Here is an 8,918-nt window from a genome sequence, read left to right as displayed (position 1 = left end):
CTCGTCTGTACGGATGGTTTGTACGGGCCTATGCCAGGCCCAGCCGCATGACCGGACGCGTCGGCGACCGGCGTCCGGTCTCCTTGAAGCCGGCGTCCTCGAAGAGCGAGAGCCAGCCGTGGTAGAGCTCACTGGCCTGGAGGCTCCTGCCGGAGTCCGTGGGGTATCCCTCGACCGCCCGCGCCCCCTGCTCGGCCGCGTACGAGACCGCGCCGGCCAGCAGGGCGGCGGTGACCCCCTGGCCGCGTCCGGCGCGGGTCACGTAGAAGCAGGTCACCGACCACACACCGGTCTCCTCCGGGTCGGCGGGCTTGGTGACGGGCGAGCGGACGAGCCGTACGTGCTCCTCACGCGGCCCCACGGCGCACCAGCCGACAGGTGTGCCCTCCAGGTAGGCCAGGACCCCCGGAGCCGCCCCAGGGCCCTCCACGAGCCCCTGGAGGCGGTCACGGCGCTCACCGGCCTCCATGGCCCGGAATTGCGCCCCGGCCACCCTGAACCACATGCACCAGCAGTCGGCGCAGGCACCACGCGGCCCGAAGACGGTGAGCACGTCCGCCCACGAGGTCGCCGGGCGGACATCGAGATCACGCATAGCTCACAACTCCCCAGAACTTGCATCAGCGTAGTCCGTTTGCCGGTGTCGAGGCGCTGACCTCTGGGTATTGTTGCCCCACGTGAGTACGCCGCGATTCCTCGACCTGCCGCCCGGTGTGACGCCGCAGAAGCTCGAAACGCCCCAGGGTGCGTTCGCGGCTCTGGAGGCGCTTCCGGTCAGCGGAGTGGTCGAGCGCTGGCCCGCCCTCCTGGTCCCCGGCCTGACCGGCAGCAAGGAGGACTTCATCGCGGTCCTGATGACCCTGGCGCAGTCCGGCCGCCGGGTGGTGGCCGTCGACCTGCGCGGCCAGTACGAGACCCCGGGCCCCGACGACCCCGCCGCCTACACCTGCGCCGCCCTGGGGGCCGACGTCGACCTGCTCGCCCAGGCCCTCGGCGGCGGCGACCCCGTCCACCTGGTGGGCCACTCCTTCGGCGGACTGGTCGCGCGCGAGGCCGTGATCGACGGGCGCACCCGGTTCGCCTCGTTCACGCTGATGAGCTCCGGCCCCGCGGCCATCGAGGGCAGGCGGGCGCGCAACGGCCGGGAGATCATGGAGGAGATCCCGTCCCAGGGGCTCGAACACCTCTGGCACCACCGGATGGAGCCCGAGGCGCTGGCCGCCGACGTCTCCGACGAGATCATGGCGTTCCTGCGCAAGCGGCTGCTGACCAACTCCCCCACGGGCCTGGCCCAGATGGCCGAGCAGGTCCTGCACATGCACGACCGCACCGACGAGCTGCGTCAGATCGAGATCCCCACCCTGGTCCTCTACGGCGAGCACGACGACGGCTGGTCGCCCGAGACCCAGTCGGAGACGGCCGCCCGGCTCGGCGCCGAGTGCGTGGTCGTACCCGGCGCGGTCCACTCCCCAGCCGTCGAGGCGCCGGAGACGACGGCCGCGGCGCTGGTCAGGTTCTGGAACGCGGCCGAGAAGCACTATTTGGACACAAGGTCCAATGTGATGTAATCATGCACCTGCTATGACGGACGAACTCGTCGTCCAGGCGCCTCGGAGCGCGACCTGGCAGGTGCATCTCGACCGCTCGATGTGGGTGGGCGGCGTACGCGGCCTCATGTTGCAGGCGTTGCATCCCCTGGCCATGCTCGGCGTCTGGCAGAACTCCAACTTCCAGGACGACCCGTTCGGCCGCCTGCGGCGCACCGCCGACTTCGTGGGCCGGGTGACGTTCGGCAGCCCGGCGGAGGCCGACGAGATCGGCCGGCGGGTGCGCGGCATCCACAGGGCGCTGCGCATCACCGATCCGCTTACCGGGCGCACGCACCGGGTCGACGATCCCGAGCTGCTGCTGTGGGTCCACTGCGCGGAGGTGTCGTCGTACCTGGAGGTGGCCAGGCGCGGCGGGCTCGGGCTGAACGAGCGGCAGGCCGACCGCTACCTGCGCGAGCAGCGCAGGAGCGCCTCCTACGTCGGGCTGCACCCGGAGGACGTCCCCGGCTCGTGCGCCGAGATGGACGCCTACTTCAAGCAGGTCCGGCCCGCCCTGCGGGTCACCGAGGAGGCGGCGGCGACCGTGCGGTTCCTGCTGTGGCCCCGGCTGCCGAAGGAGCTGCGCAGGTTGTCGCCGGGCAAACCGGCCTACTTCCCCTTCGGCGCGCTCTGCTACTACACGCTCCCCGAATGGGCCCGCCGCATGTACGGCGTCCTGCCCGAGGTGCCCCCGGCGGCGGTCAACGCGGCGCTGAGGGCCTTCCGGCTGGGCATGAACGCGCTGCCCGAGCCGGTGCACGACCGGGCGTTCATGCCGTCCACGCGGGCGATGCTGGCGGGCGCGCGGGCCCGGCTCGGCGCGGCCGGCTACGACGTGAGCAAGGGGCTCAAAGGCCTGACCGACCCCCGCCGCTGGCCGGCGACGGGGACGGACGTTCCCGGGGGTCAGTCGGCGAGGCCGTCCCAGGGATTGCGGTCGGATCCGGCGGTCTGACCCTCGGGGCAGTGGCGGCGGAAGTCGCACCACGAGCAGAGCGGGCCAGGGCTGGGCGCGAACACCGTGTCGAGGTCGGCGGGAACCCGGGCCGGGCCGACGACGGGACGCTCTCCCGCCCCCCGCCCGGCCGCCGAGGCGGGCCGCTTGGCCGAGGTGGGGGCGCCCATGACGGCGCGGTAGCGGTCGTCGGCGGTGGCGGCCTCGACCCCGATCTCCTCGGCGCGGCGCAGGTGCCGGCCCAGCGACTCGTCGGTGTGGCGCCACTCGACGACCTCGCCGGTGGGCAGGTGGTGCAGCTCGACCGCCCGGCACGGCGTGCGCATCATCGTGGAGGCCGCGATCGCGTACGTGGCCAGGGCGAGGGACGAGCGGGCGTCGTCCTGGGTCAGCGGACGGCGGCCGGTCTTGTAGTCGACCACGACCAGCTCGTCGCCGCGCCGGTCGAGCCGGTCGATGCGCCCGGACAGCGCGATCACCTTGGTACGGGTGGCGACCGTGCGCTCGACGCCGACCGGATCGTCGGCCGGATCTAAGGTCGTGACATATCCGGACACGAGGTCGCGGGCCCGGCTCAGCCACTCCCCCGACTGCTCGGCGTCCCTGAAGCCCTCGGTGATCCACCCGTTCGTGAGCAGGACGGCGGCCGTCAGCGGCGTGCGCCGCTCGTACGGCTCACGCCACCACGCCGCCAGCGCGTTGTGCACGCTGGCGCCGACGCTGTTGTGCGCCCAGGCGGGCCCCTTGGAGGGCTGCGGCCGGTCCAGGTAGGTGAACCGGTAGCGGCGGCGGCAGTCGAGCCAGGTGTTCAACCGCGACGGCGTGCACGCGTAGAGCCGCCGCGGCATCCCGTCCAGCGGAAGCTGGTCGTACACCTATTCGTCGCCGGGGCCGAGCTTGATGCCGGAGATCCTGGTGCCGTCGGTCAGCGGGCCCTCGTCTTCGCGGGGGGCGGCCGGGTCGCGGGTCAGCGAGCCCGACACCCAGTCGTCGAAGTGCGGCTCAAGGTCGCCGACGGTGACCTCGTCGCCGTGGTTGGCCAGCACCCGCGTGTCGGCCGGGAGCGTGAACAGCCGGCCGCCGATCGAGGTGAGCTGGTCGGCCAGCGCCGGGTATTCGCCGCCGAGCTTGCCCGGCCCGTCGGCCTGCAGGGCCTTGCCGGTGAAGACAGCCCCGAGCGCCTCGCAGTAGAGCGAGATGCCGCCGGGCGAGACCCCGGGCGTCTCCATGACGTCGAGCTGGACGTCGGCGACGCCGAAGACGCCGTCGTCCTCCATGTCGATGTCGGGCCAGGTCTCCCGCCAGGTCTCCCGCCACAGCGGCTTGTCCTTGGGGTGCAGGGCGACGACCGCCTCGTCTCTGCTGGCCACCTCGATGGCCGCGCCGACGTGGTCGGGCAGGCCCGCGGTGCAGATGACGGCCAGCACCTCACGCTCGCCCACCTGCTCGAGGATCTTCTCGGCGTCACGCGCCGCGTCGATGACGATGACTTCGTCGTCGTCACCGATGATCCAGGTGTTGTTCTCGACCTTGTGCTCGGTGCCGTCGATGTCGACGACGCCCTCGGTCACCACTCGCTCGATACGCGCTGTCACGCTTCCGAACTTTAGCCCGTCTGCATGAGAGCGCGAATCGCGTTGATGATGAGTTGCACCGCGAGCGCCGAGAGCAGCAGGCCGGCGATCCTGGTGACCAGCTCCACGCCGTTCTCCTTGATGACCCGGATGATGCTGACCGAGAAGCGCATGAACAGCCACAGCAGGATGTGCACGGCCGCGATGGCCAGCATCAGCGCGGCCAGCCCGTCGGCGCGTCCCTCGGCCTGCTGGGCGAAGACGATGGTCGCCACGATCGCGCCGGGCCCGGCCAGCAGCGGCGTGCCGAGCGGGACCAGGGCCACGTTCACGTTCGAGCGCACGGTGTCGGTACGCGGCTCGGCCGCGCCGCGCAGCAGTTCCAGGGCCACCAGCAGGAGCAGCAGCCCGCCCGCGATCTGCATGGCGGGCACCTCGACGTGCAGGTACGACAGGATGGCCCGTCCGAACACCGCGAACACCACCACCAGGCAGAACGCCGTCACCGCGGCCTGCCAGGCGATGCGCCTGCGCTCGGCGGGGGTGCGGCCGAAGGTGTAGGCGAGGAAGAGCGGGATGACGCCCGGCGGGTCCATGATCACGAACATCGTCACGAACGCCTCGACGAAGAACCTGACCCCGGACACCGCTCCCCCAACCGGCCGCCCGGGGGAGGCGATCCTTGTGCTCAGCCCTGCACTCAGCCCTGCGCTCGACTCTGTGCTCCAGACCGTGCTCAGCCCTGCACTGCGCCCGCTCAGTCTTCCAGCCGCGGCGAGAAGCCGCCGAACGGCACCTCGAAGTCGCGGTCGCGGGCGTCCTGGAGGGACAGCTCGGCCATCGCGATCATGCAGCCGGCCTCGGCGGGCCAGGCGATGGTCCACAACCAGTTGCCGAGTGCCTCACCGGCGTAGACGGCGCGGTCGTCGATGCCGCCCAGGCACCACATCGCCGTGGGATGCCCCATCACCTCGATCTTGGCGTTGGGCGGCCCGGAGTCGAACCCCTCACCGGGGTCGGGCCCGTCGAGCCCCGCGAACGTCGCGCCGAGCCCCACGCCCGGCTCCTCGGCGATGACCAGCAGGTCGGCCGGCCCCTCGATCGGCGAGGGCCCGCTGAGCGCGACGACGCTGGCCCGCGAGCCGGTACGTTCGTCGCCGGCCTCACCGAACCCGGTCACCGTCCAGCCGGGCGGCAATGGCCAGGGCAGCCACACGGGCACCACCGAGCGTTTCCGCATGGCCTCCAGCGATTCGCCCGTAGGCGCTCTCGGAGGCTGGTACGGCAGGACATCGCCGTGTGTGTCGCAATGGAACACACCGGACAGGCCGCTCGACCCGTGAAGCGGGCCGAAGCACCTTGGACAGGTAGGAGCCGCTCTCACAGCTACCCACGGTGCTTCCTCCGGCACGGCCGCGTCAAGACCGGCATCTGTTATCCCGTCGTAATCTTGGCCATGTGCGCGTAAATTGTGTCGGCGCGATCATTTTCGACGCCTCTGACCGGCTTCTTCTCGTCCGGCGCGGCCGTCCGCCGGGCAAGGGCCTGTGGTCGCTGCCCGGCGGGCGGCTGGAGCCCGGCGAGACCGACGCGGAGGGCGTGCGCCGCGAGGTCATGGAGGAGACCGGGCTGCGTGTCGCGGTGGGCCGCCTGGCGGGCGCGGTGGAGCGTCCCGGGCCGGGCGGCGTCACGTACGTGATCCGCGACTACCTGGCCACCTCGGACGGCGGCGTGCCCGTCGCCGGTGACGACGCCGCCGACGTGCGGTGGTGCGCCCCCGGTGAGCTGGCGCTGCTCCCGCTCACCGAAGGGCTGCTCGGCTGCCTGACCGACTGGGACGTGCTCACCGGTCCACGGTGAGGCTGGAGGTCCACAGGATCAGGTGGTCGGTGTCGTACGTCGTGGACCTGCCGAGCGCCACCACCTCCGTGCCGCTGACCGCCACCGCCGTCAGGGCCTGCATGCCGGGGCCGGCGAGCCGGTCCCTGGTCAGGGACATGCGGTTCCACGACAGGCCGTCCTGGGACACCCAGGCCGCGCTGTCGCCCTCACCAGGCGTGCCGTGCCAGCCGACCGCCACCAGGCCCTGGTCGGCCGCGGCCAGGTCGTGCACCGCCGCCGCCTGGTCGGCGGGCAGCCACGCCGTCGTCCAGCTCTCGCCGTCGTCGTCGGACACGGCGGAGAAGGCGCGGCGTGAGCCGTTCGTCACGGCCGTACCGATGGCGACGAGCTTGTCGTGGTACGTCGTGACCTGCCGCAGCCCGGCCGACGTGGCGTCCGGCGGGGTGAGGCGCTTGCGGGCGGTCCAGTTCACGCCGTCGTCGGAGAACCAGACCACGCTGCTCTCCCGGTCGCCGGATCCGGATCCGCCGACCGCGACGTACCCGCCCTGGGTCGCGATCACGTCGTGGACGCGTACGCCCGAGCCGCCCTGGGGCAGCTTCTTGGACCGGGTGAACTTGCGCAGGTCGGGCGTGAACCACATGGCGGCGGCCGCCGAGCCCGCCTGGTCGTGGGACTCGCCGGCCAGCACGTAGCCCTTCTTGCCCGCCGCGACGGCGTGGGTGTCCAGGTAGGGCTGGTCGCGGTCGCGGGCCAGGTCGCCGGAGACCGGCACGCGCCGCCAGGTCTCGCCGTCCTCGGAGGTGACGAGCAGGGGATCGGTGACGGCCAGGTTCGTCTGGGTGCTGCCGGCCGCCAGCCAGCCGCGCCCGCCGTGGGCGACGTCCTCCAGGATCTGCCTGCCGGGGCCGCCGAGGCTCATCGACTTCCAGCGCTGCCAGTTCCTGATCGTCCACAGGCCGGCGTCGCCCGAGGCGGAGCCGACCGCGACGTACCGGCCGCCGTCGGCGGCCAGCCTGGTGGTCTCGCGCGAGACCCTGGTCAGCCCCTCCACCTGGCCGAGCTGGACGCGGGAGGCGGCGCCGCGCGGCGGCGCGGTCATCAGCACGAGCTGGTTGTCGACGTCGGAGGCGGCCTGGTCGCCGCCGGCGAACAGGGTGCCGCCGTCGGAGATCGTGAACCCGCGCAGCGTGGCGCCCGACAGGTCGCCGAGGTCGGCCCGCTTGGCCCAGCCGCGCCCGTCGGCGCTGGTCAGGACCGAGTACTTGCCCAAGGTGGCCTGGTAGATCGCGGCCACGCCGGACCGGTAGGAGACCAGCGACTCCACCCCCGGGCTCTCACCGCTCAGGCCGCCGATGGAACCGCACTGCGACCACTGGGCGCCGGTGGGCGAGCAGTAGACGCGGACGTCGCCGTCGACCGTACGCTGCCTGGTCGGCACCAGGACGAACCGCTCGGGCAGCACGGCCACCGTGCCCGTACGCGGCTCGGCCTCGGGGAGCTGGAAGCCGGTCGCCTGCCACCGGCCGCCGCCGTCGGAGGAGCGCAGCACCCGCGAGCCGCCCCCGTCGGCCGGGCGGCCGACGGCCACGACCGTGTCGCCCTTGGCGACGACCGCCCTGAGCTCCTGGACGTCCAGCCCCCTGGTCTCCACACGCTCCCAGGACCGGCCGTCGGACGAGCGCCAGGCCGCCGGGCCGGGGCCGCCCTCGCCCGCCGTGGCGCCGACGGCGACGAAGCCCGAGGCCGTCCTGGCGATGTCGTGGACCTGGTCGCCGGGCCGGAACGCGGCCATGCCGGCCGGGTCGACGGTCGTCCAGCTGAAGCCGTCGGTGCTGGTCCACAGGCCGCGCTCGCCGGACGGGCCGTCGCCGCCGCTGGCCAGCCACCGTCCGTCGCCGCCGACCACGCGCTGGACGGTGGGCGTGGAGGCGCCGCTCACCTGGCCGAGCTGCCAGTGCCGGCCCGCGTCGGGCGAGAACAGGAAGAGCGGGCGCGGGGTCGGGCTGGTGGTGTCGCTGCCGACCGCGACCACCGCGCGGCCGACGGAGACCAGGTCGTTGAGCTTCTGGTCGGTGCCGACGCCGGCGGCGGGGACGGTGAAGAGGTCGTCCCCCGAACGGCCGGTGCCGGCCTCCAGGCGCAGCCCTGTGGGGTCGGTGTCGCTCCAGCGCCATACGAGCACCCCGGCGGCCACCAGGAGCGCCAGGGCCATGGTGAGGGCGATCGGGGCCGCTCTGCTGCCCCGGTGCACGGGGCTGGACCTGCGTACGGCGGCGGGGGCAGGGCCTCTGTGGTGCCTGCCGCCGGCCCCGCCGGGACGCGGCGGGCCGGTGGCGACCAGCAGGTCGGGTCTGGTGGGACGCCCGCCGGGAGGGCGGCCGACCCGCCTGACCTCGGGATCGTCCTGCCCGGCCACGTCGGATGCGGGCTCGGGGACCTCGGACTGCGGAGCTGGCTCTTCCGCAGGGGGTTCGGGGGCCTCGTCGGCGGGGAGCGGCAGGTGGTACGGCGGCTCGCGGTGGGGTCTGACGGGGGCGGCGCTCTCCCCCGGCTCCTCGGCGGCCGGCTCCTCGGCGGGCGGGGACGGCGGCTCGGCGGGCGGCTCGGCGGGCGGCTCCTGGCGCGGCGGGCCGCCGGCGACCAGCTTGTCCGGGCGGTTGACCACGCGCCTGGGACGGCGGCGCGGCTCGACCTCGGGCTCGGCCGTCGGCGAGCTGTAGGGCCTGCGCCCCTTGGGCGGCTCCTGCGGGGATTCCTCCGGGATCGGGGACGCGAACGGCGGCATGCCCCAAGGGGAGGTCAAGGGTAAGCCCCGGGCCCGATCGTCGGTGGGACCGGGCGGGGAGTGGCGGATCCTGGGCTCCTCGGCAGAGGGGGGCTCCGAGGCGTCCTCAGGACGCGGGTCGTCGTCGTCCGGCGGTCGCCGTGGCGGATCGCTGGGGCCGGAGGCCACGC

The 8,918-nt window shown here is 73.4% G+C and carries 9 protein-coding genes; 3 read left to right on the top strand and 6 right to left on the bottom strand.

Annotated elements, in window-relative coordinates:
- Positions 1-28: 28 nt before the first annotated feature.
- Positions 29-595 carry a GNAT family N-acetyltransferase gene (locus ABZ815_RS31555; RefSeq protein WP_357704324.1) on the bottom strand — a complete coding sequence of 189 codons (567 nt, stop codon included), beginning with the start codon at positions 593-595 and terminating at the stop codon, positions 29-31.
- A gap of 82 nt (positions 596-677) precedes the next feature.
- On the opposite strand from ABZ815_RS31555, the gene ABZ815_RS31550 reads away from it, so the two are divergent.
- Positions 678-1,568 (top strand): alpha/beta hydrolase, encoded by an 891-nt coding sequence (locus tag ABZ815_RS31550; RefSeq protein ID WP_357704322.1) that lies wholly within the window; start codon positions 678-680, stop codon positions 1,566-1,568.
- Between the two features lie 13 nt (positions 1,569-1,581).
- Positions 1,582-2,544: an oxygenase MpaB family protein gene (locus ABZ815_RS31545; protein ID WP_357704321.1), complete on the top strand. Its 963-nt coding sequence runs from the start codon at positions 1,582-1,584 to the stop codon at positions 2,542-2,544.
- On the opposite strand, the gene ABZ815_RS31540 is transcribed toward ABZ815_RS31545, so the two are convergent.
- The 4 genes from ABZ815_RS31540 to ABZ815_RS31525 all read right to left on the bottom strand — a co-directional run bounded on the left by ABZ815_RS31540 (position 2,496) and on the right by ABZ815_RS31525 (position 5,502).
- Positions 2,496-3,419 carry a PD-(D/E)XK nuclease family protein gene (locus ABZ815_RS31540; protein WP_357704319.1) on the bottom strand — a complete coding sequence of 308 codons (924 nt, stop codon included), beginning with the start codon at positions 3,417-3,419 and terminating at the stop codon, positions 2,496-2,498. The two genes, ABZ815_RS31545 and ABZ815_RS31540, sit on opposite strands and share 49 nt — an antisense overlap.
- Entirely contained in the window at positions 3,420-4,139 is a 720-nt protein-coding gene (locus tag ABZ815_RS31535; RefSeq protein ID WP_357704317.1) for an MBL fold metallo-hydrolase, read from the bottom strand.
- Positions 4,140-4,150: 11 nt separating this feature from the next.
- Complete coding sequence (locus tag ABZ815_RS31530) at positions 4,151-4,765, bottom strand: MarC family protein (protein ID WP_357704315.1); 615 nt, start codon at positions 4,763-4,765, stop codon at positions 4,151-4,153.
- 110 nt (positions 4,766-4,875) lie between these two features.
- Positions 4,876-5,502, bottom strand: a complete 627-nt coding sequence (locus ABZ815_RS31525; protein ID WP_357704313.1) for a DUF6758 family protein — start codon at positions 5,500-5,502, stop codon at positions 4,876-4,878.
- Between the two features lie 74 nt (positions 5,503-5,576).
- Here ABZ815_RS31525 and ABZ815_RS31520 point away from each other — a divergent pair, with 74 nt between their 5' ends.
- Entirely contained in the window at positions 5,577-5,978 is a 402-nt protein-coding gene (locus tag ABZ815_RS31520) for an NUDIX hydrolase (RefSeq protein WP_357704311.1), read from the top strand.
- Here ABZ815_RS31520 and ABZ815_RS31515 read toward each other — a convergent pair.
- A complete protein-coding gene (locus ABZ815_RS31515; RefSeq protein ID WP_357704309.1) occupies positions 5,962-8,748 on the bottom strand; it encodes a hypothetical protein in 2,787 nt (928 codons plus the stop codon). The two genes, ABZ815_RS31520 and ABZ815_RS31515, sit on opposite strands and share 17 nt — an antisense overlap.
- Positions 8,749-8,918: the final 170 nt, after the last annotated feature.

The sequence above is a fragment of the Nonomuraea sp. NPDC047529 genome (assembly GCF_040642995.1).
Taxonomy (GTDB): Bacteria; Actinomycetota; Actinomycetes; order Streptosporangiales; family Streptosporangiaceae; genus Nonomuraea.
Note: the sequence above shows the minus strand (reverse complement) of the source record. Positions and strands in the feature narration are given on the sequence as shown.

Bases quoted from the DNA above. Each gene is read 5' to 3' on its own strand.
- ABZ815_RS31555 (WP_357704324.1), bottom strand. From the start codon at position 595: ATGCGTGATCTCGATGTCCGCCCGGCGACCTCGTGGGCGGACGTGCTC.
- ABZ815_RS31545 (WP_357704321.1), top strand. From the start codon at position 1,582: ATGACGGACGAACTCGTCGTCCAGGCGCCTCGGAGCGCGACCTGGCAG.
- ABZ815_RS31515 (WP_357704309.1), bottom strand. From the start codon at position 8,748: ATGCCGCCGTTCGCGTCCCCGATCCCGGAGGAATCCCCGCAGGAGCCG.